Origin of the sequence: Photobacterium alginatilyticum, assembly GCF_009910675.1 — a bacterium.
GTDB classification, from domain to species: Bacteria; Pseudomonadota; Gammaproteobacteria; order Enterobacterales; family Vibrionaceae; genus Photobacterium; species Photobacterium alginatilyticum.
On the sequence record NZ_RSEJ01000004.1, the window covers coordinates 253,881 to 279,771 of the forward strand.

Genomic DNA, 25,891 nt, shown 5'->3' on the forward strand with positions numbered 1-25,891 from the left:
CATATGTTATACCTGCCGAAATGTGACAACGGTAATCACTCAAGCTTAGGTAACTTTTATTCAGACTATGGAGTATTAATGATTCAATATCGAGAAATGGAGATCTCAGATTATCAAGGGGTAATTAACCTTTGGACAGCGTCGGATGGCATGACTCTTCGTGACGCAGACTCACAAGAGAACATAGATATGTACCTTCAGCGAAACCAAGGGCTGAGCTTTGTTGCAATCCACAACAGCCAGATAATTGGTGCCGTTCTGGTTGGTACAGATGGACGCAGAGGATACCTGCAACACCTGTCAGTATCATCAGCCTACCAATCACGAGGCATTGGTCAGAAGCTGGTTGATTATGTCATATCAGCTCTCGGTAATATTGGGATATCTAAGACTCATCTGTTTGTTCACAATGCAAATGAAAGAGCCCAGCATTTTTATCAAAAAATGGGCTGGTTTCCCAGAGACGAAGTACGTATGTTTTCCTATAACTCATCGACAAACTCTGACGTATAGCTCGGTAGATATTTTAACCATTACATTCACGTTATTGGGCATATATATAATGACATTTGTCACATCCAATCTATGATATGCCCTATTCCCCAATTAATGTTAGAAGCAATAAGATAAAGTCTATATAACAACCACTCTAAGGGATTTCGAGAAATATGGAACCTAGAATTGTCGAACTCAATGAGATACAGGTTACTGGGATTCAAGTACTAGCCTCTCCTGAGTCAGGAGAGTTTGGAAAAACTTGGCCTAAGCTGTTTGAGCGCTATAATGAAATCGATCCCCTCGACGGCCTGAAAAGTTGGTATGGTGTCCAGTCTTACGATAAGGAACTTATGTCGCAAGGGATATGGAAATACACTGCTGGAACTGAAAGCAAAGCAGGTATCAAAACGCCAATCGGTATGGAAACACTCCACCTGCCAAAGTCTAAATACGCTGTATTCGAGTATCATGGAGCTATAAGTCCAAAACTGGGAGAGACCTTCGGTTATATTTACCGGGAATGGTTACCCAACTCTGAATATAATCCTGCGGGTATGTTTGACTTTGAGAGATATGACGAGAGGTTTTTGGGGCCAGAACATCCCGACTCTATCCTGGAAATCTATGTCCCAATCATAGAAAAATAGACAACATAACGCCTTTAAAGCAACGCAATGTTATCTTTAACATTGCGTTGCTGGCAGAGCTAAATCCTCCCCCTTCCACAAAAGTGTGACGAACATCTAATTTACGGGGGAATAAATTATTATACAATTCGCGAAACAGCACCAAAGAACAGCGTTCAAAAGTCCACACCTTTTTTTGGTAAGAGAAGTGATATGGAAACCTTGTGCGTTGAACACAATGTAAGGTTATAAAGGAAAAAATGAAGCCTACAGTTTTTTTTAGTTTGATACTATTAAGCGGATGTACTTCTTCTCAAGTTTCATCATTCGAAATACTCAGCCATGAAGTAAACGATAACAGATATACTTTGATAGCCATTAGTGATAAGGAATCTGTGATCTCAAATAGTGAAGTCGATAGTGTTTTCAAGAATAAAGCTAGCGAACTTTGCCCACATGGCTATTTATTTTCTGAGTCAACAAAAGCTAAAGGCTCGAATGACGCATGGAAAAAGAGAAGCATGGAGCAATATATCAAAACCCACAAAGTGAAAGGTGCACATAGCTACTTTAAAGACATAATTTGCACAATGTAGTACTTAATTAGACGAAACATCCAAGCTGAAGCTGTGACTCATATTTTAATATGAATCACAGCGCGTTGATTGAGTCATCATGGCGCAACTTATGTTTAGCGATAAACTTAAGGAGATTAAGTATGGACAAAACTAATCATGAAGCAACTTGCCTTTGTGGCAAAGTGACCCTGAAAACACAAAAGCTCACGGATGAGTTCATCGTCTGCCATTGTGACACATGCAAAAAGTGGAATGGCGGACCGCAATTTGCGATGCCATGCGGCGCAGACGTTGAAATTCAAGGGGCTGAATATCTTTCAGAGTTCACATCTTCCCCCTGGGCTAAAAGAGGCTTTTGTCGCAATTGCGGAACGCATTTGTATTTCAAAATGAATCAGTCAGGAAGCTACAACATCTTATTAGGTGCTCTGAATCTTGATAAGAAAGAAAAATTACATATGTCAATGCAGTACTTCATTGATTTAAAACCAGACTATTACAGCTTTGACAGTGATTGTCCGGTCATGACTGAAGCTGAAGTTATTGAAAAATTCAGCTAATAAGAACACACAGAGGCATCAAGTTGGCAAATCAGACAAAGATGGAGATTTTGTTTGCTAGAAAAGTTAAATTCACTGATCTATAGCACGTTGGGATTAAGGACTAAGCCCTTTATATTTCGAGTATACGGGTTAGCTCTTACGTGGGGATTAACTCTAGTCGTTCTGCATCACTTCATATTCAGTGATATTCCTGACGTTGTTCCTACTCCGACTGAGGACGAAATTTCAGCAGCTCTGTTTTTCCTCCTAGTTGATGCGCCAATTACTGAAACTCTAATCTTCCAATGGTTTATACAAGCAGCTTTTCGTCGTATAACAGGTAGCCCAAGTTTTTCAATTGCTGGCTCGGCTATTGTGTTTTCTCTGGTTCACCTGAATAATTCAGTTATTAATGCAACTATAGTTATAGCCCTTGGGTTTGCACTGGCTTTAACTTATGAATATGTCAGAATGAGAGTTGGAAATATCTCTGCACTAATTCTTGTCTGTGTGGCACATATTTGTTGGAACTTCCTTACTATCCTTGGTGACCTGTCATTTTGGTGATAAACCGGCATGCAATCTTTCAGTTCATACACCAAAGTTTGTTGAACTTAGGGCAAGAGCAAATCTCAGACATCCAACTTCGCAATACTTACACTAATGTTAAATATCAGACAAAAAATAAGACTAACCATGTGATCCCACTGGACTAATTGTCGTATCAAACTGTCTGAAAAAGTAGAATACCCAATATCATTCATCCGTCCATACGTTCTTAAAGTTAGGCTATGACCAGTCTGTCATAGATACACCTTGCAGGACACCGAGCCATTTGAGCGTTTGTCGGTGATGAAACAGAGGTGTTAACCCGTTTTCATAGACCATTGTGGTCGCCTGCGACTCGAGTATTTGAAGGTAATAGCGTACTCCATATTGTTCACGAAGCTTGGCCAGCTCCTCCTCGAGCCACTGCTTTGCTTCAGCTGGTAAACCTTGATGTAAAATAGGATTTGAACAGAACCAGTGGAACATCGAAACCGGTAAGTTATCATCGGTAATAAGACTGGCAATGATGAGAGCTTCCGTTAGCTCATTCCGTTGCGCCCGTTCATGCAGCTCTGAGAAAGAATAAACATTTACCCGGCTTTCGATTCCCATCTGATTCAGTTTTTTGCTCAGTACTCTGGCGCTATCAAGGATAACTAAATGATCATATACAGCGATATCAAACAGTCGAGATTTTCTTATTCGAGCTTATTACTCTCAAAGTCGTGAAATGTAATTTGATGCTCATAATCATACCTTTCGCGTATTCGAGGGCGTACCTAAGCGTGGTATTTACGACAACATAATAACAGCGGGTCGATGCGGTTATAAAAGGCAAAGAATGTATCGTAAACCTCCGTTTCTTCTTAGCTATGGTTAGCCACTATCTTTTTGGCAGCGAGTACCAAGAATACAAAGCCTAGCCGAACTGGATGAGTGGCTGGAAATACAGTTTATATTGGACTGGCAAACGCGAAAACAGCTTGCCCCTGTAAAGGGATTGTCGTTTTTCACCAAGATCGAAAATACCTGCTAATTTACCGTCCTTACTTCCGTCAAGCCCCTCGAATTTAGTACGTACAGCAGGTATTGGCTCGATTTCAATATCAAGGCTAGCATTAGAAAAGATAAAGTTTGCCAGGTGAGCCTATCTCCCTTGTTCAATAAGGCCAAGCATACTAACAAACTAAAATTTATCTTCACATTGAACTGTTGAACTCTATGAACAAGCACACCGAGCCAATACCTCGCCCATCAAACTCATAACTTAAATTCACCTACTGCTTTATCTAACTTATCAGCGGCCAGCGTCAGATCATCAGCAAGTTGGGCGTTACTTTCAGAGTTACCGTATGTACCTTTTGCTAGATCGTTTATACAAACAATACTTGCATTAATTTCTGCGGCCACAACAGTTTGCTCTTCAGCAGCAGTAGCAATTTGGCTATTCATATCTTGAATATGAGTAACTGAATTTTTAATTGACTGTAAGGCGTCGCTAGCGTGTTGACCCGCAATCGTAGTGTTGTTGGCATCAGTCGCATTCTTTTCCATTAGCTCAACGGATGTCTTCGCTTCGTTCTGAAGCTTGACGATAACTTCCTGTATCTCATTGGTGCTCTCTTGTGTACGATTAGCCAGATTCCTAACTTCATCAGCGACAACCGCAAACCCTCTGCCCTGCTCACCTGCCCGCGCAGCTTCGATGGCTGCATTCAGAGCAAGGAGATTAGTCTGGTCTGCAATGTCACGTATAACATCAAGGATCTGACCAACATTCTCTGTTTCTGAATTCAAGCGATTAATAACGTTCTGTACATTGAGAATTTCACTTGACAGGTTTTCTATGCTTTGGTTCATATTTTGCACTGTCTGAATTCCATTTTCAGCAAATTCATTCGCCTCTGTAGCAGCACTTGAAGCATCTACCGCATTTCTTGCTACTTCATCTACAGTTACCGCCATTTCATTCATGGCTGTCGATGTATGCTCCAGCTGTTTCATCTGTGACTCAGAGCTTTGATTAATCGTTGTAGCCGAATCAGAAATTCTTGTTGCCGACTGACTAAGTAAAGCGGTCGTATTGTTAATATCACCCACGATGCTTTTTAAGTTCTCCGTCATAACTGCAATTGCCGCGCTGATTCCTGTCTCTTTTCCTCTGCCAGTGCCTGATGAAGTTAAGTCACCATTAGCAACACGCTTAACCACCGACTCAATTTGTTTTGGCTCGCCACCGATAGGCCGATACATCAGCTTTACAACCATCAGATAGGTAGCAAAGAGAGAAACCACTATAAACACTAAAGCTAATACCATGTTTTGTATTAGGTTAGAGTTTGAAGCCTCATAAATATTGGCCCAAGAATCCCAAGCCCACACTTTCCAGCCCAACCCAGACAGTTTAGAGGAAAGTACAAAGTAGTCATTGTCGTTAAACACATATGAATGTTGACTAGTTTCACTGTTGGCGAACTGACGATAGCTAGGGCGTTTCTCAAATAAATCTTGTCCTATGTAATCGGGGTACTTAGCAGCAAGAATATAACCGTCCTCTCTACTTAAGAATAACTGGTTGTTTTTTGATAACTTTTCTGCGAACTTGGTTATCTGGTCGACCCTGATATTGGTACATAGCACCGCTATTGTTTTACCACCACGTTTTACAGGTACAGCAATAGCCATGACCGCATCACCCTCGTTACTCGTATAGGGAGTGGTTACTATGTTAGTATCACCGTTAAACGCTCGCAGGAACCATTCTCGCTTTTTCTCCTTGGCATTGAAACCAGAGACCAACCCGTTAGCAGATGTTGAATAGGTTTCACCACTTGCGGTAGCAGTATAGGCATTAATTACGTCTAATGAGTTAGCTATATGGTGCAGAGTCTTTACCACTTCCTGCTCATTGAGACTGCCGTCTGCTTCAATAGAAAGTTGTTCTGCCATCGTGTTTAAAACATCAAAATTGCGCCTCATCCTCTGCTCAATAGTGTTCGCAATTAGAAACGCTTCTTTCTCCAAAGAAGCGGTATAGTCTTCGACCGAAGCGCTTTTAAAGTTGTTGTAGCCTACACCGGACAGTACAGTAATTATGAGACCAAGCATTACCCCAATAATTCCCGTAATTTTTATTTTTACAGACATACTAAGCCCCTGATTATTAAAAATAACAATTCAGACCATTCTTTGACTATTATTGCAGCAAAGTAAAACTGAAAGCGCTTTCTTGTGAGCTGTATCTCTAAATGAATGGATTAATATTCATCATATTGAATAAAAATCCGGTCATTCTCAGTAACGATCGACTACTAAGTAATTACATTTAAAGCGGTAAGGGTATGATGAGGTAAAGATGGCAGCTCAAATCGTGTCTGCCATGTTGTTTGTGTGTACCTGTACGGGTGATGTCTAAGAGGCTCAAAAAGTCGCTTACCCTCTCCAGGTGAGACCTATGTTTTGTACAACACCTTAGTCATATGTTGAGTTACACATAACTTTTATCACCGATCACTTTTTGATCAATTCTCACGTTCGCCAAAGAATTTTAATAATGTGATAACCGAACTTAGTTTTAACCGGGCCGATTGGCTCTAGTACTTTACCGGTAAATACGGCTTTATCAAATGCCGGAACCATTGCGCCTTTGCGAAACTCACCCAAGTCGCCGCCGCGCTTTCCTGATGGGCAGGTAGAGTATTTCTTTGCCAGGGTCTGGAACTTAGCCCCTTTTTTCAGTTGCTTCAGAATGTCGTCTGCTTGTTCTTTATGCTTTACCAGAATATGTAGAGCTGCTGCTGTTGAGGCCATGATACAAACCTAATGTAACCAATATTAAACCGGTGAAAGTGTGCGATAAATCACTAAAAGTCGCAAGCGCTATCTCGATGAAATTACTTAACGCATAAAAAATGCCAGTCGATATGTCGACTGGCATTCTTGTCTGTTCGCTTAGAAGCTGATTACTGTGTCTTGAAAATATCAGCTGTTTCAAGATTGGTCATTTGGCGGATCTGACGCCAGATGAAGTAGAAGATCCCCATCATCATCACCATCGATGGAATGGCAATCATTGGGTAGCTCATCAGAGTCAGCTTACCCAGCTCTTCATTGAAGGCCTGAGAACCCGACGGGCTTGTCACGATCATCGTTGCCAATACATAGTTCATCACCGAAGAGAATACGAACGTACCAGAGAACAGGTAATTTGATTTAGCCAGGCAACGCTGAAAATCTTTCTCTTTACCATTCTCACCCAACTTCTCTTTAATGAGAGACAAGTTTAGTACCGTGTCGTTGAACAACATTTTGCTCACTACCGGATACTTGGTAAAGGTTGAGATAAAGACTCCCAATCCAATCAAGCCTGGGATAAGCGCCTCTTTCACTGCCAGCCACTTGGCATCGAGCTCCAACAGGCCGATACCGCCAGTCAGCAATACGCTGACGAAGCCAAGCAACGAAATAAAGTTAAACTTCTTGTACTTAATTAACTCATAGCCACCAAAAACAATCGGGAATGCTAAAGCGACAACTAACGCGCCAACTGATCCCAGATGCTCATCTCCACTCAATTTCATGAGGACAACAGACGGGACAATGACGTTAAAAATCAAATCAGTAAATGGGTTCGCTTTTTTTTCTGCCATAATCTCTTTCAAACGTTACCTAAAAGTTAATACCGTGCCATTGTTCCGTGAATCGGGGCTGGTGTAAAGGGTATTGCAGTTACAAAGCGTAAATTATCATTCTTGATACGCATATTCTTCTGTTTATCTGCCTGCAAATTCGCTCATCCTCTCCCATACTCTATCAACATATCTATGAATTACCTTGTTACTGTCAGCCAGAAACAATAAACAAGGAGCCGAGCAATGGCCAAGCCGCTAATCGCCAATAATAAACCCGCCAAAGTCAGCCTTGAAAAAGGTCAGGAATACTACTTTTGCCGATGCGGCCGTTCAACAAAACAGCCCTTCTGTGATGGTTCCCATAAAGGTACCGGCATCACACCACTCCCCTTTAAAGCCGAGCAAAGTAGCGAAGAGTACTTGTGTGCCTGTAAGCACACCGGAAACGCCCCGTTCTGCGATGGTACTCATAAACAGTTTAGTGGCTCTGACGTCGGAAAGGAGGGTCCCGGGGTAACCGCAACCAAGGATGAAATGCCAGTAGCCTCTGCCACGAAGGAAGAACCCACTGTCGCTTTAATCCATCAGCTCGCCCGGGAAGGATTATCGCAGATGGGACATCACGGACCTATGACAGCCATGGGAGTACCGCGCTATCAGCTTCCTGACTGGAATGATATTCAAATCATGGTGGCTCAAATGGCTACCAAGCCGCTGCTTGAAAATGCCAAGGTTGGCAAAGAGCTGGTCATTGGTCCCAAAGCAAAACGTCCACTGCTGCTTGATATTCCCCTGCTTGTCTCTGATATGAGCTACGGGGCACTATCCGAGGAAGCCAAAACAGCCTTAGCCATGGGAGCTGAGATGGCCGGTACGGGTATCTGCTCGGGAGAAGGCGGTATGCTTGCAGAGGAACAACAGGCCAACAGCCGATACTTCTATGAACTCGCCAGTGCCAAATTTGGCTATCACGAAGGGCTGCTAAAAAAGGTACAGGCCTTCCACTTCAAAGGGGGACAAGGTGCAAAAACCGGTACGGGAGGCCACCTGCCTGCAGCTAAGAACACAGGAAAAATCGCCAAGACGCGTTGCTTGAAGGAAGGTACAGACGCTGTTTCTCCCCCAACATTTACCGATTTAAAAACCGTGTCCGACTTCGCCGAGTTTGCCGACAATGTCCGTGAGATAACCGGCGGGATCCCAATCGGCTTCAAGCTCAGCGCCAACCACATCGAGCGTGATATGGGCTTTGCCCTTGAGGCAGGAGCCGACTACATCATCCTCGACGGCCGCGGAGGCGGTACCGGCGCAGCACCTCAAATATTTCGGGATCATATCAGCGTCCCCACTATCCCAGCCCTTGCCAGAGCACGGTATTTTCTCGACAGAACTGGTATGTCTGATCAGGTCACACTCATTATTACCGGTGGTCTGCGTGTACCTGCCGATTTCGTTAAAGCCCTGGCGCTTGGTGCCGACGGCATCGCCATCGCCAACAGCGCTATGCAGTCTATTGGCTGCGTAGCTGCGCGAATCTGTAACACCAACAACTGTCCGGCAGGCATTGCGACACAAAAAGAAGACCTTCGCCAGAAATTAAATCCCGACAAGGCAGCCAAACAGCTCGCTAATTTTCTTACTGCCTCCACTGAACTCATGCAAGTGATGGCCAGAGCATGCGGACACTCCCATCTCAACGAATTCAATAAAGATGATCTGGCTACCTGGCACCATGAAATGGCTCGACTCGCTGGCATTGAATATTCCGGCTTTAAGCAACGCGAATAACAAGGCAACGGTTCTGCGAAATACTACTAACCTATTATAGTTAAAAGAATATACCTTGATATTCTGATATGCTGGTTTCAGAGCAAACGGCCATGCTCTATATTGCTCACTCTCAAAAAAGGACTTTAAAATGCTTAAAGCTGATAATACTGCCCTCGTCATTGTTGATGTCCAAGGGAAGCTGGCCCAGATAATGGATCAGAAAGATGCGCTGTTCAGTAACCTCGAGGCCATTGTCCGAGGTGCCAAGATCCTTGAACTACCAATTGTATGGGTTGAACAGATCCCAGATAAACTGGGTCCGACGATTCCGCAAATTGCCGATCAATTGCATGACCACCAGCCTATCGCCAAAAATAGCTTCAGCTGTTACAAGTCTTCTGCCTTTGTCGAAGCGCTGGCTGAAACGCATTGCCAGAACGTTATTGTTGTTGGCATTGAAGCGCACATCTGTGTTTATCAGACCGTTCTTGAAATGCTCAGCGCAGGCTTCCATGTCGAAGTGATCACCGATGCTGTGTCATCACGAGACCCGCAGAACAAACAAGTGGCCTTGAACAAACTTCAGCATGCAGGTGCAGAGCTGTCGTGTACAGAAATGGTACTGTTTGAGCTTCAGGAAATCGCCGAGGGCGAACGTTTCAAGCAAATCCTGAGTATTATCAAGTAACCTCTTTTTATAGCAAAAAGCCGATGGTTTCCCAACGGCTTTCAATCTATGCATTCAGCCTTGTTATGACTGTTCTAATCTGTCGTTAATAGCCTACCCCAGCGCAGTATGACGAGATAAAGATCAAGCCCAGGGCAAACGTCATCACATGTAGAACAGGCTTACTTTTCGTCAAAGTCGGCATCAACCACACACCAACCGCAGCTAACAGCAACCCTAAGCTCAGAACATGTGCGATGAACGGTGATAACTCATTGTATGCTTCAGCACGGCTCGCAAGATCAGCAAGCTGGGAAATACCAGTAAAGAGGCAGACTACGGCAATGACACTACCTAACAAAGGCAAGTAACGGTTAACCTCTTCGACTTTGTGATCTGCCCTAATCAATGCAGTATGGGCAAGCAAGATTCCACCGCATAATGTTGTCGCAATAAAATGAACAGCCACCAACCACTGTTCGCTACGCTCTATCAAACCATGGCCGAAATAAAGGAAACCACTTATTAGAACAACTGCAAGCATCCCCTTTCTGATACCATCACTACCAACAAGGGCTTTCTCGGCAAACCAGTAAAGCAAGGCAAGTACGAAGAATACGGTTGTCATCAGCGCTTCAACACTGAAGCTGTATACCGAATGGGTATTAGACATCATCAAATTGATTTCGCGTAGGATCAACGAAGCAAATAGTAACATCCAGAGTAATGGCATCGTTTTATGCAGACGATCGCTTTGACCAAAACACAACTTTCCGCTGAAAATCACCAGGCCCAAGACAATGAAAGATCCAATAGAAAGCTGAGCAAACACACTGGATAAAATAAATGGCCAATCAAACCAAGCCATGATCTACCTCTTCAATCTGACCCCTGTTTCGCCACAGGATGTTCAGAGATTATATGGAGTAATGAAAGCCGCGTATTGTGCCTGAAGCCGAACCGATGTGCCAGAATTGATAGTGTTAAGCGCATAGCTCAATACCTAAATCGTCAGGCAATCATGGGCAGACTCACAACAAAAGAATTTGCTTCAAGAAATAAGCATCATAAGATACTGCTCTGATCACAGGTTTGAGGCCTGACCATCAATTTTCAGACAAAAAATATCGGTTAGTTGTTGACTAAAATCCCAACTATCCGCTATCTTATTTTTAGAGAAAAAATAAGTATCATTAAATTTGTACATTACGGTTGGAAGCGAAGAGGCCGCATTACTTTGCCACTCACTTCTGGAATTGAACAGATTAATTATTCAGAGACGCCTATGTTTGCAATAACTCACGTTGATGTATTTGATGGCAGTAGCATCCTTACTAATCAAGCCATACTTGTTGAAGGTGACACAATTCAAGCCGTTGTCCCGATGAATCACGCATCATTACCTCAAGAGACCTACGATGGTAGTGGGTTAACAGCAACAGCCGGATTTATTGATATTCAGTTGAACGGTTGTGGCGGTGTTCTGCTCAACACTGATATCCGCAAAGAAACGCTGAATATCATGAACCAGACCAACCTGCAGAACGGCACCACCCAGTATTTACCTACCTTCATTACTAGCGGTAACGACGCAATGCGTCAGGTCATCGATATGGTTGGTGATATTGATAACAGAGCATCTGAAGGGATCCTTGGGCTGCACCTTGAAGGGCCCTTTATCAGTAAAGAGAAAAAAGGCGCTCACGATCCTATCCATATTCGTCACCTTGACGAAATGACCGCCTACTACCTGGCTGACCACGCCGATAAAATCAAAGTGATCACTCTGGCACCTGAAAACACCTCCCAATCTGTCATCGACATTCTCACTGAGGCGGGTATTACTGTCTCTCTCGGCCATACCAATGCCACTTACAAACAGCTTAATGAGAAGCACGGTATTACCATGGCAACTCATTTGTACAATGCTATGAGCCCGCTTGGGTCACGCGAGCCCGGTGTGGTCGGATACGTATTCGATAAAAAGCCGCATGCCGGCATCATTGTCGACGGCATTCACTCTGATTTTGCTTCTGTGCGTATTGCCCATGAGATCATGGGAGAGAACCTGTTTATGGTCACCGATGCTGTTACCCCTGCCGGAACAGACATGACGGAATACGATATGGCCGGAACCAAAGGCTATGTCACCAACGGAAAGTGCCACTATGAAGACGGAACAATAGCAGGTGCTGCAATCACGATGATTGAAGGAGTGCAAAACCTAATCAATCATGTTGGAGTTAGCAGAGAGGAAGCATTACGTATGGCCAGCCTCTATCCAGCCAAAGCCTTAAAGATTGATGACCACTACGGTGTCATTGCCAAGGGCTACAAAGCAAATATCACCTTGCTGACGCCAAACAACGAAATTCACAGCGTGTATCAGATGGGTACCAAGCGCATTTGATAGGCAGTGTGAATCAATAAACCCTCAAATATAACAAACATAAAAAAAGCGAGCCTTTAGCTCGCTTTTTTACTGAATGCTGCAATTAAGCTGTTTTCGCTTTTAACTTGTTTGCCTCAGTGGCTGCCGTAGCTCTGGCCATCTGAAACTCACGCAGTTTTGAGTAGAGGTAAGTGACCACAATTGAAAAGAACAAATACGACAGAGCAAAAACAATTGGTGAGTTAATCACGTTCGCTTCCAGGCCCCACATAACGCCAGCTATAGTGACCGCCATTTTGGCCATCATCCCCATCAATAGCAGCAATAATGCAAGCTGTGGGTATCGAGTTGAGCAGCGAAATGCCAACCAGTAACCTGTACCTACTGCAACTGATGCAATACCTAACCCGGCCATAAATGAATGAAAATGTTCTCCAGAAAGCACGCCGCCTAAAGTCGACATTAGAAAAATCAGAGCGAACTTCATACATACTCCTCTAAAACGAATAAGAGAAAAACAACCTTTCAAGGTTAATCATTGCTAACAGGGGTATTTTCCCATCTTTTGTTCAATAATCATACTTCCCCAAAAGAAGCCGAAACCTAAAAGAATGCTAAAAGCTTATTTTTTTACATCCTGTAACATGCTAAGAGCGCATTATTACAGGAATATTTCACAAAGAGTTAATTAATTGTTAAAAGCAGTGTTAATTGTAAGAAATCTTTTCAAAAAGTTAATATTGAAATAAATCTTCTAGGAAAAACAAATTTCTTCCAAAAAAATCAGCAGGAGAATTTATCAACAGACCTAATTGGTTTATTAAATATGGAATTTAAGATTTATCGAATGGATGTGTTGTTTGCGTGATTTTGGCGAGATTTATGCTTAAAAACCGTTCAATAATTGACCACCCGCGCTTCTAGTAGCTGACTACAGATAAAAAAAACACCCGACCAAGGCCGGGTGTTCGAACGTTAGAGCTAATGCTACAGAGCTGAGTTAAATCAGTTCTAGGCTATCGCTGCTTCCAGTTTTTCAACTTTCACTGCCGCAACCTTGAACTCAGGGATCTTGGCGTGCGGATCCGTCGCTGTAATCGTCAACCGGTTTGCCGGTGACTCAGCAAAGTGGAACGGCACGAATACAACGCCTGGTTGCATACGCTTAGTCACAAAAGCCGGCGTCTCTATACTCCCCCTTCGAGTCGATACACGTAGCATCTCGCCATTACCGATACCCAAACGCTCTGCATCAGCCACAGAAATCATTGCACGCGGACCAGCCAGATTATCCAGCCCTTTAGTCTTACGTGTCATGGTTCCGGTGTGGAACTGCTCAAGCAGTCGCCCGGTTGTCAGGATTAATGGGTAGTCCTCATCCGGAAGCTCTGCCGCATAGCGGAACGGTATTGCAACCATTTCCCCTTTACCACGGATAAATGTCTCCTGGTGCATAACCCGGGTACCCGGATGCTGGGCATCTTTACAAGGCCACTGGATTCCGTCTCGGCCAACACGCTCCCAGTGAATACCGGCATATTGAGGTGTTACCTGACAGATCTCTTCGGTAATATCCTGCACAGATTCATATCCCCAGTCGCTACCCATCGCATTGGCAATGCTCTGAATAATCCACCAGTCTTCCTTTGCCTCGCCAGGCGGGTTGATGGCCGGTGCGATACGCTGAACACGACGCTCGGTATTGGTAAAGTGCCCTGACTTCTCGGCAAACGAGCATGACGGCAGAACAACATCGGCATACTGGGCGGTTTCGGTGAGGAAGATATCCTGTACGACGAGGAAGTCGAGCTGTTCCAGTGCCTCAATCACATGTGCCTGATTAGGATCGCTGAGTACAGGGTTCTCACCCATGACATATAAACCTCTCACCTCCTGATGGCAGGCGGCGTCGATTATTTCTGTCAGCGTCAAGCCCGATTCAGATGGCAAATCCGGTTTATTCCATGCCTTGGCAAACTTGCTGTGGACCTCGGGGTTATACACCTTCTGATAGCCCGGCAGGTTGTTCGGCAGAGCACCCATATCACACGCGCCCTGAACATTAGACTGACCACGAAGCGGGTTAATACCCCCGCCTTCAATACCAATGTTGCCACACAATAGCTGCAAGTTGGCAATCGAACGAACGTTATCATGTCCTGTCGTATGCTGGGTGATCCCCATTGAGTAATACACGGCTGTTCTGTCCGCAGTACCGATCATCTCGGCCATCTTGATAACATCAGCAGCACGAACGCCAGTGATCAGCTCGATCTTGTCCGGTGTATATTCATCACGCATCACTTCGGCTTTCAGTGCTTCGAAGCCTTCAACACGATCGGCAATGTATTGCTCGTCATGCCAGCCATTCTTGATGATCTGCTGCATAATGCCATTCATTAGCATTACGTCTGTTCCCGGACGATGAGCCACATAGAGCTGCGCATGTTCGGCAATATCGATCTTTTTCGGATCGGCAACAACAAGACGTGCTGTTCCGTTACGGATCGCCTGCTTAATATGCGATGCAATGATTGGGTGTGCCGAGGTAGTATCCGAGCCAATAATGAACACGACGTCCGAATGCTGGATGCTCGGAATATCATTGGTCATGGCTCCGCTACCGAGAGAGGCCTCTAACCCTGTTACCGTTGATGCATGACACAGACGGGCACAGTGATCGACGTTGTTTGTCTCCAGCTCGCGGCGAATAAACTTCTGGAAGGCATAGTTATCCTCATTGGTTGTTTTTGCCGATGAGAACCCTGCCAGTGCGTTGCCGCCATATTGAGACTTAATGCCACCAAGTTTCTCGGCAACCAACGTTAACGCTTCATCCCAGCTTGCTGGCTGCAACTCGCCATCCTTACGGATCAGCGGAGTGTTCAGTCGCTCTTCGCTCTGGATAAAGTCAAAGCCGAAGCGACCTTTAACACACAACATACCCTGATTGACCGGTGAATCCTTGGCACCCTGTACATATCGAATTTTGTTGGTGATCTCATCAACAAACATGGTGACCTTACAGCCCACCCCGCAATAGGTACAAATCGTATCGACCGGTTTTAGCATTTCAATTCGGCCTTGCGATTTGTCCCGGCTATCAACCAGCGCACCAGTCGGACATACCTGAACACAGGCTCCGCATTGCACACAGTTTGAGTCGCCCATACTATAACCGTTATCAAAGCCCGGACGACATTCCGGACGTTTGGCACTGCTGCCATCACTATCTTTCATGAAGCTAAGCGCGCCATGGACTGCCTGCTCATTACAGGCCTCGACACACTGACCACAGCTGATACAGCGGTTAGCATCAAAGACAATAAACTCTGAGCTATCATCAACACTGAACTTCTGACAGCTGCCCAAATCCAGATCTTTGTTCTCTACCTTATATTCGGTGGCATAATCACGAAGGCTACAATCGGTATTGGCCTGGCACCCACACTCAAGGCAGCGCTCGGCTTCCCGAATAGCGTCTTCGTTCATAAAGCCAGTTTCTACTTCGGCAAAGCTAAGTTCACGCTCTTTGGTACTCAGCTCCGGCATGACAGAACGCATAACTTTTTTGATCCCGGCGAACTGCTGAGGGTCAACCTGCTTCACCTTAGGTGCCTTCTGGGAATTGAACGGCTTGACCGGGATCTTTTCCATATCGCCATTGAAGAAGCGGTCTATAGACTCAGCAGCAATGCGTCCGTCGGCCACTGCCTCGATGGCCGTAGCCGGTCCGCGACGGAAATCACCGATACTGAAAATATTTTCCAACCCGGAGTGCATCGTATCCGGATCCGACTCCTGAGTGAGCCAGCGGGTAACAGGCAGTTCAATATCGTCATTTTCAAGAAACGCCAAATCTGGTTTCTGTGAAACTGCCGCAATTACCGTATCAAAATCTTCGGTGAAGTATTCGCCAGTAGCCTCAGGACGTCGGCGACCCGAGGCATCAGGCTCACCCAATGCCATCTTCTCAAGCTTTATCTCGCAAACGCGGCCGCTTGTATCAGCAATATTCTCGACGGGATTGGTCAGGAAGTGGAATTTAACGCCTTCATGCTCTGCTTCAAGGATTTCATAATCTTCAGCAGGCATCTCATCACGGGTTCGACGGTAGATCAGTGTGGTATCTGCCCCATCACGGACAGCTGTTCGTGCACAGTCTATCGCGGTATTACCGCCACCAATTACAGCGACTTTTTTGCCTGTCGTATACTGGTGTCCGGTGACATAGTCTTTTAGATAATCGACACCAAGGTAACAGCCATCAAGCTCACTACCGGTATAGTTCATCTCGACAGCTTTTGATGCGCCAACTGCCAGGCAGACGGCATCATAGTCGTTAGCAAGCTCGGATAAGAGGAAGTCTTTACCCAGCACTTTGCCGGTTTCAACCTGCATACCGTTTCGGCACATCAGCTCGATTTCTTTGTCCAGTATCGCCTTCGGTAAGCGGTACTCTGGAATACCGTAACGTAGCCAGCCACCAGCATGAGGCATCGACTCAAACACAGTGACGTTGTAACCTTCATTACTAAGGTAGTAACCACAGGTTAATCCGCCGGGTCCGCTACCAATAATCGCAATAGATTTGCCTTTGGCAGGTTTTACTTCAGGAACATATTGTTCCTGTGCTTCCAAGTCAGCATCCGCTGCATGACGCTTTAGCTGTCTGATAGCCAGTGGCTCGTCAACAAGCCCTCGACGGCATTCCGTTTCGCAGAATGCCGGGCAGACACGACCGATAGAGAGCGGCATTGGCAAAGTGCGCTTGATTACTTCGACCGCTTTTTGATGATCATTCTGAGAGATATGATAAAGATAAGACTGAATATCAACCCCGGCCGGACAAGCCGTCTGACACGGTGCCTCACAGTCTGCGTAGTGATCAGACAAAATGCGATTCAATGCTTTTTTGCGCGCAGCAGATAATGCATCACTCTTCGTAGTAACATTCATCCCCTCGCTAGGATGAATTTCGCATGCGCGCTTTGTGCCCTGTCCTTCGACTTCAACTACGCATAATTCACAAGGAACTTTTTCACCGTTTTTATTTAAGCCACATAGAGATGGAATATCAATTTGGCATTGTGTAGCGGCTTCAAGCAATGTTTGTTGACCATCAACAACCACGGCCTGTCCGTCTATTGTGACATTTATCATATATTGCCTCTTTCTATTGCTTGGCGCTGCATCAAGGTAATGAGTTATACGGATAAGCCGGATATATACTCAGCTATTAACTCGTAACTAACTTCTTGTTCATAGGGAAAGCCAGTACAGCGCTCACGGATGATTTAGATAAATCATCATTTTTTTGTTATTTCCCCAACGTATCAGGCTCAGGATAAAATTCCTTGATTTGGAACACTGTAGTGGATTATTTTCCAAGCAAAATAAAGCAAGCAATAATCTCTGCACCGCCTTAAATAGTCATATATTGAAATATATTTACATTATTAATTTTCAGCCAGACTACCCCCAATGCGGTATATATATAATTCTAAAGTGTTAATTTCGTTAAATCATCACGACTAATTAAGATTAAATTTATAAACATACTGCTGACAGAATTATTAAGTGAAACAATAATACACAAAATGTCCTTTTATTAGACAGCGAAATACATTTTCACCAATCGATTATTACTTGACGATAAAACAAAGTTTTGTGCAATCAGTAAATAGCAATTTCAAAGCTATATCGAACAGCCTTTCAAGCATGTGGTTCTTGTATTCCCTTTGTAGTTATCAACTGATAGCAGATAACAGATAACAGATAACAGAGTGTGGTGAACCATGGCGTAGGCATACACCCCGCTCAGCTTTGGCGAAAGAATGTAGTGAGAAAGCGAGGATAATCACAGAGTTGCCACAAAATCCGTTACCAAGCTATCAGGAAACGTTATATAAGGCGTGACTTTTACTTAATGAACATCATATAATTTGATGATAATGTTAATAATTTTGTGAGCTGCCGGGCAAATTATGGCCAATATTCTAGATTCTGTTGATCAGCGTACCCAGCTTGTCGGTGAAAACCGACTTGAGTTACTAATCTTCCAGCTGAACTCATCACAGCTATTTGCCATCAATGTGTTTAAAGTTAAAGAAGTTGTTAAGCTTCCTCGACTGAACTCACTTCCAGGTTCGCACCCAAATATCACTGGTGTTGCCAACATCCGTGGCCAGTCAATTCCTGTCATCGATCTACGCCAGGCAATTGGTATGCGCCCCGTCGATACAGACGGCGAAAGCAATATGATCATCACCGAATACAACCGTTCGGTACAGGCATTCCTTGTCGGCCAGGTAATGAACATTGAAAACCTAACCTGGCGTGATATCCAGCCACCACCGAGCCAGGTGGGTAAGAACAACTACCTAACTGCCCTGACTAAATTGCAGCGTGATGGTGTCGACCGACTAGTAAGTATCATCGATGTCGAAAAAGTGCTGGCAGAGATCATTGACTATGACATTCAGATCTCCGAAGAAGTTCTTGATAACAATATCGTGAATCACTTCCACGGCCGCAAGGTACTGATTGTTGATGACTCTTCAACTGCTCGTGCGCAAATCCGCGACACCCTTTCTCAGCTAGGGTTGCAAATTATTGAAGCTAGCGACGGCCTGATGGCCCTGAACCTGCTTAAGAGCTGGTGTGATGAAGGCAAGAATATTAATGAGGAAATCCTGATGATGTTCACCGATGCCGAAATGCCGGAAATGGATGGATACAAGCTTACCCACGAAATCCGCAATGACCCAAGAATGAACGACCTATACATCGCGCTGAACACTTCTCTCAGTGGTAGCTTCAACGAGGCGATGGTGAAAAAAGTCGGCTGTGATCGGTTTATTTCTAAGTTCCAGCCAGATCTCTTGGTTGAGGTTGTGCAAGACAGATTACGAGCAGTACTCTAACCTTATCAAAACAAGAAGAACTCGCCTGTGGGCGAGTTTTTTCTTTCTTCATGCCCCCTCCCTAGAAAAAAACCTAGCAATAAATAAGACTGAAATGAAGTACGGTCAGTTTCAGCAACAAGGTTAACCACAACTGGTCGTCAGCAAACATTATTCATACTCCTTATGGGCCACTGGCTCTAGTTCATTCCAAGCTTTAAGCGTTTCTCCGTGCAAAATATCAATTTTCTGCTCTGCCACGTCTTCAGCTTTAACCGTTAGCTGCATCGTTAGCAACACGATGATGAGAAGAGGAAGCACCCAATCAGGTGCTCCTTTTGGTGTCTTTGGGGTCATACATCATCGCTCCCTCAGTGCGTATTTGCCGTACGAACCTGGCTCTGACTGCTACGAAGCGTTACACGTCGGTCGAAGAAGTCACCTTCGAAGTTCTGCTCTGCTTTCAGTGGCTCCTGATCACCGTAGGCTGATGCGAAGATCTGGCTACCATCCACACCACGTTGCTCCAGGTAATCTCGAACAGCATCAACACGTTGTTGTGACAGGTTGTAGTTCTTCAGGCTGTCACCACGACGGTCCGCATAGCCAGCCAGTTCCCATTTCACATCAGGCGCCTGCTTCATCAGCTCTGCCAGTTCTTCCAACTGGGCTTCAAAGTGCGGTTCGATCCGGGCAGAACCGGTACGAAAGTGCACGTTCATCTCCAGTGCCAAATCTATTTGCCGCTCCTCAAGGCTGTTTTGGTCGATGATTTGCTGCTGCAGACGTGCAATCTCAATCTGTGCCTGGTTATAGCGCTGGCTAATGCGCTCAAGCTCGCCGTTACGTGCTGTCAGCTCTAACATTTCTTCGTCTTGAGCCTCAATATACTGCTCCTGCCCCATTGCCGTACCGGCAATCCCGCCAACAATAGCGCCAATCACTGCCCCTGCCGGGCCACCGACCAGCGCACCAAATGCCGCGCCGGAACCCAAGCCGATTAACTGCTCATCCTGGCCTGCGGTATACGCATCCTGAGTTGAGTTAAGCCCGGATGTCTGCCCCTCTGCCGCCTGTGTTGCCGGTGCAATAACAGAAGCCATCATGGTGGTTGCAATCAGTGTTGAAATAAGCTGCTTTTTCATTTTTCATTCCTCATCAGTAAACAATGTGCTGATTGGTTGTTTGGTATCGACACCGTTTCTAAAGCGTTTGGGCTGTACCGATGTCGTTTCGATGAGGTAATTAAACCAACTGGATCTGGCAATCTTCGGGAAGAAAAAGGGCAATATGCTGATCAATTGTGGCAAAAAAAAGGCAATTGGTTGATGTGGCTTTTTTCAGGCATTTTTTATTGTATAGTCAGCACATATCAACATCCCGTACCACCCATTAACACCCGCTAAGGTCATACATGAAGAAGATTGTGATTGTCGAAGACGAAGCCGCTATTCGCGAAAACTATATCGATGTGTTAAAGAAACACGGCTATAGCGTGCAGGGGTATGACAACCGGCCTGAAGCACAAGCGGCATTCGAACAGAACCTGCCTGATCTCGCCATTATTGATATCGGCCTTCAGAATGAAATTGATGGTGGTTTTGCGCTGTGTCAGTCTCTTCGCGCGCTGTCTCCTACTGTACCTATTATCTTTCTGACCGCGCGGGATAGTGATTTTGATACTGTCTGCGGACTGAGAATGGGTGCCGATGACTACCTGACCAAGGATGTGAGTCTGCCCCACCTCATGGCCCGAATTGCAGCCCTGTTTCGTCGTAGTGATCTGCTCGCTGTCCCAACAGAGCAAGAAACGCTAATTGAGCGCGGAGCGCTGACGATTGATAAGAATAAGATGCAGATTTTCTGGAACAAGCAGCTGGTTGAACTCACCGTCACCGAATTCTGGATGGTCTACGCGCTGGCTAAACGGCCGGGTCATGTCAAAAGCCGTCATGATCTTATGGATGAAGCTCAAGTTGTTGTTGACGACAGCACCATCACTTCCCATGTAAAACGGATCCGCAAAAAATTTCTGCAATATGATGATAGCTTCGACTGCATCAACACCGTGTATGGCATGGGCTATCGGTGGGGCTCGTAACCGAGGTTGATCATGATTATGCCTAAATTTCGTATCGGCCTCCGATTAAAAGTCATTCTAATTTCAAGCTTTCTGCTCACCCTGCCCTGGGTTGGCTATAAATATATCCTTGAAATGGAAAAACTGCTGCGTCAGGGACAGGAACAGACGCTGGTAGGCACAACCCGTGCTGTTGCCACAGCTTTGAACGAACGCCCAAAACTGTTTAGCTCTCAAGCCAGCTTCCTGGAGTCAGTCAAAAAAGGGCGCGACTTATATGCCTATGAACTTCAGTCTCCCATCACGCTCAATGGCCAGCTTGCGGACTGGACAGATTATGATGACAGAATGGTGCACTACGGACGAGAATATGTTCAGTTCAGCCGTCGCCCGTATAGCAATAACAGTATCAGCTTTCGCCATCTTGTCGGAAAATATGACGGCTACCTGTATGCCGCCTTCGAGGTGAAGGATAAGAACCCGATCATGCGCCGGAAGAACTCCGTTCGAGTCGATCGCAACGACCACCTGATCATTGCCATGACTTCACCTGACGGCGAGTTCTTCCGCTATGTTGTTGCCGCCCATGAAGATGGCTGGGTCAATGCATGGCAGATCACCGATGATATCACTGACTCAACCAACCTGATCCTGCAAAACCAAATTCAGGGCTTTTGGCGAACAACCGACAAGGGATACAACATCGAGCTCAGGATCCCGCTCTCGTTCCTCGGCAACAAGCTGGGCTTTGCGTTCTACGATGTCAATAATGGCCAGAACCGTGAAATCGAGACCATCATTGGTACCTCCAACACATCTCACCTCAACCGGTTGGGCACGGTATTGGTTCCGTCCCCGGAAATCGAGAAAATCTTAAAGGGTATGGGACATACCAGCACCCGTATCTGGGTTATTGATCGTCACCAGCGCGTACTGGCTCAAACTGGCAATATCCAAGACTCAAACGGCGTATGGTCGTCATCGGTTAAATACGCCGGTAATGAAGACTCCTGGTGGTCGACTATCGAGAAAAAAGTGCTTCATCCGCTTTATTATCGCTACTTCATTTCCGAGCCTACCGAATTTGTGGACTCTCTCAAGGATGAAGCCTTGGTTAAGGGCGTACATGTCTCGCAGGCGCTGAGTGGACGCGGGTACTCCCACTGGCGGCAGTCAGAAGATGGGAAGGCTATGATCCTTGCTGCGGCCTACCCTATCTGGTTGGGCGACAATGTGATGGGAGCCGTTATTGCCGAAGAATCGACAGTCGGTATCCAAACCTTGCGTAACCGGGCAATGGAGCAGCTGTTTAATGCTATTTTGACCATTATGGCTATTGGTACCATCACTCTGTTCTTGTTTGCCTCGAAAATTTCATCGCGGATCCGCCGCCTTCGTGACGAAGCCGAACAAGCTATTGACAGCCAGGGACGTATTCAGCAACACATTTCACCAACCGAAGATACCGATGAAATCGGCGACCTTTCCCGAAGTCTGGCTGCGATGGTTGGACGATTAGGGCAATATAACCATTATTTGGAAAACCTATCTTCTCGTCTTTCGCATGAACTGAGAACACCGGTTGCCGTTGTTCGCTCCTCAATAGAAAACCTGTCAATGCACAACCAGGATGAAGACTCGCAACGTTATATCGCCCGCGCACAGGACGGCGTGCATCGCTTGAGTACCATCCTCTCAAGCATGACAGAAGCGACACGAATTGAGCAAAGCCTTCAGGGAGCAGAAAAAGAGCGGTTTCCACTCAACGAACTTGTGACGGGATGCATGCAGGGTTATCAAATGGCCTATCCGCATCAAACTTTCGATGTACAAACTGGTAAGTCGGACATTTTCATTTACGGAGCACCCGATTACCTTGCCCAGCTTCTGGACAAGTTAATTGCCAATGCAGAAGACTTTAGTAAGGATGAAGATGCGATTGAGGTTTCATTGGTACAGAAAGGGTTGTCTGCAGTCCTCACCGTCAGTAACCGGGGACCATTACTACCTGACAATATGTCGGATCAACTACTCAACTCAATGGTATCGGTACGCAGTCAGCAAAAGCAAACCAAACCCCACCTAGGTCTAGGACTGTTTATTGCCCGTCTGATTACCCAATTCCATCACGGTGAAATCGAACTCAAAAACCGTCTTGATCAGCAGGGTGTTGAGGTTGTGATTACCCTTCCCGAGCAAATCATCGATAAATAAAACTATACCCAAACTACTTAATTTGATTTAAATAGTTTGGGTATAATATAGCACTTTAACGTGCTTCACGTTTGTCTACACCACGGCTGTATACAATCCGATAGCAATCGTAATAGCAGCAATAGCTAACAACACTTCAAACAGCATATTTTGCATAAATTATCCAACCAGCAGTCCCGATTAAACTTGGGACGCTTAAGATCCGATGAGTGCTACCACGCCAAAGCTATGCCTTCCCACCAGGAGCGAGCAAGTTACCGGGCTTTGTTAACAACAACGAAAGAAGTGACTGTATGACACGGGCTCCATTGATAAAAACAAGTTTGGTTATTGATTAATAACAAACTAACAATGGTGTCCAATATGCCTTCCTCTGTTTAGATTACGTTATTGATACTACCGACCTTGGCTAAATCGAACCTGAACAACACAACAGAAGCAGCTTTGTGAATGTAACATTTTGAATTTTTTGCTTTTGAACCTCTACTACTCACATTATTACTATTATTATTTGTTATCACTCGCAGAGTTACACCTACCACCTTGAACAACAAAGTACGAATCGCCACATCAACTCAGTGATAATAAAATCGTCAACTTGCCTTTTAACCAATACAAAGCCCTTAAACTGTTGGCAAAATGGAAAGTCAGTACGATCGAACTCGCGATTCATTGATTCAGAAAATAATGGTCTCTACGGTGAAGATAATAATCACAATCGAATAAGAGACGATTATGGAAAAGCGCTCTCTTCTCGCAACTCATCGTATGAAGACGTTGGCATCCACGATTTTGGCTCACCGTTATCAGCCTGCGCCATCAGCTCCTGCTCTTTCTTTTCAATAGCCTGGTATTGAGACTCACAGACACTTTTCGTCACCTTGTCTTCGCCATAAGTACTAAGACAACGATCCATGTATTCATCATATTTCATTAACAAGGTTTCTGAATGTGCTGGCGCCATAACTAAAACAGCTATACCAGCCATCAAGAGTGCACTTCGTTTCATCATCATTCACACCAAGGTAATTTTTGACCTTTTAAGTGAAGTTGAGGAACAACGACAACGCCAGCTTATTAATGAGACACTCAATAAAAAAGGAGCCATCGGCTCCTTTTTCTTCAATATCAGGCAGTTTAACTATCTACTCACCACGGTAGGCTTTGTTCTTAACCACGGTAATAGTTTTGAGGCACGAACGGCATTTTCTCGACAGTCATCGGTAGCTTCTTACCACGCACTTCAGCGAAGAGCTCAGTACCAATCTGGGCCAGATCCGTCTTCACATAAGCCATTGCAACCGGTGCACCTTTAGTCGGACCAAACGTACCGCTGGTTACGACACCCACTTCGTTATCGTCAGCATCAAACAGCTTGCTACCTTCACGAACCGGAGCCTTAGACTGACCAACCAGACCGATACGCTTACGAGCAACATCTTTGGTCTTGATTTGCTCAAGGATCAAATCTGCACCAGGGAAACCACCAGCGCGCTCACCGTCTGCGCGACGAGGCTTGCTGATACCCCACAACAGGCTAGCTTCTACTGGCGTAGTCGTCGGGTCGATATCATTGCCGTACAAACATAGGCCACATTCCAGACGCAGTGAATCACGCGCACCCAGACCAATCCACTCAACTTCAGAGTTGCCAAGCAACTCACGTGCTAATTCTTCAGCCTTATCTGCTGGAACAGAAATCTCGTAGCCATCTTCCCCAGTGTAGCCAGAACGGCTTACCAGACACTGTGCGCCTAACAACTCAATAGATACCGCATCCATGAACAGCATATCGCTGACAGCAGGGTTCAGGCGAGCCAGCACTTCTGCTGCTTTCGGGCCCTGAAGGGCAAGCAATGCACGATCTTCGATAAGCTCCATCTCAACATCTTCAGGCAAGTGCGCTTTGATATGAGCAATGTCCTGCTCTTTACATGCCGCATTCACAACAACAAATAGGTGATCACCAAAGTTTGTCACCATCAGATCATCGAGGATCCCGCCCTGCTCATTGGTAAAGAAGGCATAACGCTGCTTGCCTGCTGGCAGGTCAATAATATCGACAGGAACCAGAGCTTCCAGCGCTTTAGCGGCATTGGCACCATGAAGGCGAAGCTGCCCCATATGCGACACATCAAACAGGCCTGCTGCTTCACGGCAGTGAATATGTTCTTTGCGAACGCCTAATGCGTATTGAACAGGCATGTCGAAGCCAGCAAAAGGAACCATTTTTGCACCCATCTCAATATGAAGTGCGTGCAGAGGTGTTACCAGTAATTCTTGGGACATACGTTTATACTCCGTGAACCGCGAGCATGCGGCTATTTTCCATATCACTTGTTGCGACTATGTTAAACTAGGTTTCCTATAGTAAACAAAGTTTCTTTCAGTTCAAACTGCGCGACATCACATAATTTCACAAAGACGTAAAATAATTCC

General features: G+C 45.3%; 22 protein-coding genes and 1 pseudogene. 12 read left to right on the forward strand and 11 right to left on the reverse strand.

Annotated features, from left to right (window positions below):
* The first annotated feature begins 78 nt into the window (after positions 1-78).
* The 5 genes from EIZ48_RS06400 to EIZ48_RS06420 all read left to right on the forward strand — a co-directional run bounded on the left by EIZ48_RS06400 (position 79) and on the right by EIZ48_RS06420 (position 2,811).
* A complete protein-coding gene (locus EIZ48_RS06400; protein ID WP_160649406.1) occupies positions 79-513 on the forward strand; it encodes a GNAT family N-acetyltransferase in 435 nt (144 codons plus the stop codon).
* A 155-nt stretch (positions 514-668) separates the two neighbouring features.
* Positions 669-1,145, forward strand: coding sequence for a GyrI-like domain-containing protein (locus tag EIZ48_RS06405; protein ID WP_160649408.1), 477 nt, complete (start codon positions 669-671; stop codon positions 1,143-1,145).
* A gap of 239 nt (positions 1,146-1,384) precedes the next feature.
* Positions 1,385-1,720: a hypothetical protein gene (locus EIZ48_RS06410; RefSeq protein WP_160649410.1), complete on the forward strand. Its 336-nt coding sequence runs from the start codon at positions 1,385-1,387 to the stop codon at positions 1,718-1,720.
* 122 nt (positions 1,721-1,842) lie between these two features.
* Complete coding sequence (locus EIZ48_RS06415) at positions 1,843-2,262, forward strand: GFA family protein (protein ID WP_160649411.1); 420 nt, start codon at positions 1,843-1,845, stop codon at positions 2,260-2,262.
* A gap of 54 nt (positions 2,263-2,316) precedes the next feature.
* Positions 2,317-2,811, forward strand: a complete 495-nt coding sequence (locus tag EIZ48_RS06420) for a CPBP family intramembrane glutamic endopeptidase (protein WP_160649413.1) — start codon at positions 2,317-2,319, stop codon at positions 2,809-2,811.
* Positions 2,812-3,033: 222 nt separating this feature from the next.
* On the opposite strand, the gene EIZ48_RS06425 is transcribed toward EIZ48_RS06420, so the two are convergent.
* Positions 3,034-3,405, reverse strand: a complete 372-nt coding sequence (locus tag EIZ48_RS06425) for an SgrR family transcriptional regulator (RefSeq protein WP_160649415.1) — start codon at positions 3,403-3,405, stop codon at positions 3,034-3,036.
* A gap of 64 nt (positions 3,406-3,469) precedes the next feature.
* Here EIZ48_RS06425 and EIZ48_RS29385 point away from each other — a divergent pair.
* A pseudogene (locus EIZ48_RS29385) lies at positions 3,470-3,698 on the forward strand (IS21 family transposase); the annotation flags it as partial.
* Positions 3,699-4,053: 355 nt separating this feature from the next.
* Here the strand turns inward: EIZ48_RS29385 and EIZ48_RS06430 are convergent.
* The 3 genes from EIZ48_RS06430 to EIZ48_RS06440 all read right to left on the reverse strand — a co-directional run bounded on the left by EIZ48_RS06430 (position 4,054) and on the right by EIZ48_RS06440 (position 7,442).
* Positions 4,054-5,940 carry a methyl-accepting chemotaxis protein gene (locus tag EIZ48_RS06430; protein ID WP_160649416.1) on the reverse strand — a complete coding sequence of 629 codons (1,887 nt, stop codon included), beginning with the start codon at positions 5,938-5,940 and terminating at the stop codon, positions 4,054-4,056.
* Between the two features lie 381 nt (positions 5,941-6,321).
* On the reverse strand, positions 6,322-6,603 hold the full coding sequence (gene ppiC / locus EIZ48_RS06435; RefSeq protein ID WP_160649418.1) for a peptidylprolyl isomerase PpiC: 282 nt from the start codon (positions 6,601-6,603) through the stop codon (positions 6,322-6,324).
* Between the two features lie 152 nt (positions 6,604-6,755).
* Positions 6,756-7,442 (reverse strand): VC0807 family protein, encoded by a 687-nt coding sequence (locus EIZ48_RS06440; protein WP_160649420.1) that lies wholly within the window; start codon positions 7,440-7,442, stop codon positions 6,756-6,758.
* Positions 7,443-7,667: 225 nt separating this feature from the next.
* On the opposite strand from EIZ48_RS06440, the gene EIZ48_RS06445 reads away from it, so the two are divergent.
* Positions 7,668-9,212 (forward strand): glutamate synthase-related protein, encoded by a 1,545-nt coding sequence (locus EIZ48_RS06445; RefSeq protein WP_160649422.1) that lies wholly within the window; start codon positions 7,668-7,670, stop codon positions 9,210-9,212.
* A gap of 130 nt (positions 9,213-9,342) precedes the next feature.
* The gene (locus EIZ48_RS06450) at positions 9,343-9,882 is read left to right on the forward strand and encodes a hydrolase (RefSeq protein WP_160649424.1); all 540 of its coding nucleotides are present in this window, start codon (positions 9,343-9,345) and stop codon (positions 9,880-9,882) included.
* An 85-nt stretch (positions 9,883-9,967) separates the two neighbouring features.
* Here the strand turns inward: EIZ48_RS06450 and EIZ48_RS06455 are convergent, their stop codons facing one another.
* A complete protein-coding gene (locus EIZ48_RS06455; RefSeq protein ID WP_160649426.1) occupies positions 9,968-10,729 on the reverse strand; it encodes a DmsC/YnfH family molybdoenzyme membrane anchor subunit in 762 nt (253 codons plus the stop codon).
* Between the two features lie 417 nt (positions 10,730-11,146).
* Between EIZ48_RS06455 and nagA the strand changes: the two genes are divergently transcribed.
* Positions 11,147-12,271, forward strand: coding sequence for an N-acetylglucosamine-6-phosphate deacetylase (gene nagA / locus EIZ48_RS06460; protein WP_160649427.1), 1,125 nt, complete (start codon positions 11,147-11,149; stop codon positions 12,269-12,271).
* Between the two features lie 85 nt (positions 12,272-12,356).
* On the opposite strand, the gene EIZ48_RS06465 is transcribed toward nagA, so the two are convergent.
* Together EIZ48_RS06465 and fdhF are read right to left on the reverse strand one after the other, a co-directional pair.
* Complete coding sequence (locus tag EIZ48_RS06465; RefSeq protein WP_160649429.1) at positions 12,357-12,740, reverse strand: NADH:ubiquinone oxidoreductase; 384 nt, start codon at positions 12,738-12,740, stop codon at positions 12,357-12,359.
* A 524-nt stretch (positions 12,741-13,264) separates the two neighbouring features.
* Positions 13,265-17,416: a formate dehydrogenase subunit alpha gene (gene fdhF / locus EIZ48_RS06470; protein WP_160649431.1), complete on the reverse strand. Its 4,152-nt coding sequence runs from the start codon at positions 17,414-17,416 to the stop codon at positions 13,265-13,267.
* Positions 17,417-18,240: 824 nt separating this feature from the next.
* On the opposite strand from fdhF, the gene EIZ48_RS06475 reads away from it, so the two are divergent.
* Positions 18,241-19,179, forward strand: a complete 939-nt coding sequence (locus EIZ48_RS06475; protein ID WP_160649433.1) for a chemotaxis protein CheV — start codon at positions 18,241-18,243, stop codon at positions 19,177-19,179.
* A 150-nt stretch (positions 19,180-19,329) separates the two neighbouring features.
* Here EIZ48_RS06475 and EIZ48_RS06480 read toward each other — a convergent pair whose 3' ends face one another.
* Positions 19,330-19,515: a hypothetical protein gene (locus tag EIZ48_RS06480; protein ID WP_160649435.1), complete on the reverse strand. Its 186-nt coding sequence runs from the start codon at positions 19,513-19,515 to the stop codon at positions 19,330-19,332.
* A 14-nt stretch (positions 19,516-19,529) separates the two neighbouring features.
* Positions 19,530-20,303, reverse strand: coding sequence for a sortase-associated OmpA-like protein PdsO (gene pdsO, locus EIZ48_RS06485; protein ID WP_160649437.1), 774 nt, complete (start codon positions 20,301-20,303; stop codon positions 19,530-19,532).
* Between the two features lie 269 nt (positions 20,304-20,572).
* Between pdsO and pdsR the strand changes: the two genes are divergently transcribed.
* Positions 20,573-21,259, forward strand: coding sequence for a proteobacterial dedicated sortase system response regulator (pdsR, locus tag EIZ48_RS06490; protein WP_160649439.1), 687 nt, complete (start codon positions 20,573-20,575; stop codon positions 21,257-21,259).
* Positions 21,260-21,277: 18 nt separating this feature from the next.
* Positions 21,278-23,452: a proteobacterial dedicated sortase system histidine kinase gene (gene pdsS / locus EIZ48_RS06495; protein ID WP_160649441.1), complete on the forward strand. Its 2,175-nt coding sequence runs from the start codon at positions 21,278-21,280 to the stop codon at positions 23,450-23,452.
* A gap of 733 nt (positions 23,453-24,185) precedes the next feature.
* Here the strand turns inward: pdsS and EIZ48_RS06500 are convergent.
* Together EIZ48_RS06500 and gcvT are read right to left on the reverse strand one after the other, a co-directional pair.
* Entirely contained in the window at positions 24,186-24,386 is a 201-nt protein-coding gene (locus EIZ48_RS06500; RefSeq protein WP_160649443.1) for a hypothetical protein, read from the reverse strand.
* Between the two features lie 236 nt (positions 24,387-24,622).
* The gene (gcvT, locus tag EIZ48_RS06505) at positions 24,623-25,741 is read right to left on the reverse strand and encodes a glycine cleavage system aminomethyltransferase GcvT (protein ID WP_160649444.1); all 1,119 of its coding nucleotides are present in this window, start codon (positions 25,739-25,741) and stop codon (positions 24,623-24,625) included.
* Positions 25,742-25,891 lie beyond the last annotated feature (150 nt).